This window comes from Cyanobium sp. NIVA-CYA 375 (genome assembly GCF_056108345.1).
Genome location: NZ_JBSYHW010000293.1, coordinates 1 through 831, shown reverse-complemented (window position 1 = coordinate 831; position 831 = coordinate 1). Strand labels below are relative to the sequence as shown.

Below are 831 nucleotides of genomic sequence, written 5' to 3'. Positions count from 1 at the left end.
GGTTCCCTCAAGCTGCGCAATGTGCCATTCCTATCACCCGAAGAAGGGCCCCATGCCCAAGGACCACCCGACCGAACAAAGCGATCGGGTGGCCTTATTGGGTCGGAAGCCTGGTTGAAGCTCGGGGAGGGGCCGGCCCATGCTGATTGCGCAGATGACCGATATTCATATCGGGTTCGATCCTGATGCGCGCCCTGAAGAACTCAACCGCATTCGCTTCCGGCAAACGCTGGACCGCCTGATCGCTGCACCGAACAAGGTCGATATGCTGTTGCTGACCGGCGATCTGACCGATCATGGCGATATCGAAAGCTTCGAAAAGATCGCAGAGCTGCTCAAGGCCTGCACCTTTCCGGTCCATGCCATCCCCGGCAACCACGACAGCCGCGAGGGGCTGCTGGCCGCGTTCCCGGACACGCCGGTCGACGATGGCTTCATCCAGTACGCGATCGAGCTGGACGGGCTGCGCATCCTGATGCTGGACAGCTTTGAGCCCGAGCGACACGGGGGGGCCTTCTGCATCCGGCGGCACGACTGGCTTCGCGCCCAGCTCGATGCCCATCCCGAAACGCCGACGGTGCTGTTCATGCACCACCCACCGGTGGTCTCCGGGGTCGACTGGATGGACCCTGCTCCGGGTGAAGCCTGGATAGCCAACCTTGCGGCTGCCATTGCCGGCCACAACCAGATCCTGGCGATCCACTGCGGGCACCTGCACCGGCCAATCCATGCCCGGTTCCATGGGGTGCCGGTGTCGGTCACTCCGTCAGTTGCACCGCTGGTCTCGCTCGACCTGCGCAAGGTCGACGTGCAGCGACCAGACAACCGGGC

At 63.5% G+C, this 831-nt stretch carries 1 protein-coding gene; it reads left to right on the top strand.

Annotated elements, in window-relative coordinates; translation table 11 throughout:
* Positions 1-139 precede the first annotated feature (139 nt).
* Positions 140-831, top strand: a 692-nt coding sequence (locus AC01FP_RS18160; RefSeq protein WP_474482220.1) for a metallophosphoesterase, incomplete at its 3' end; no start/stop codon positions are given.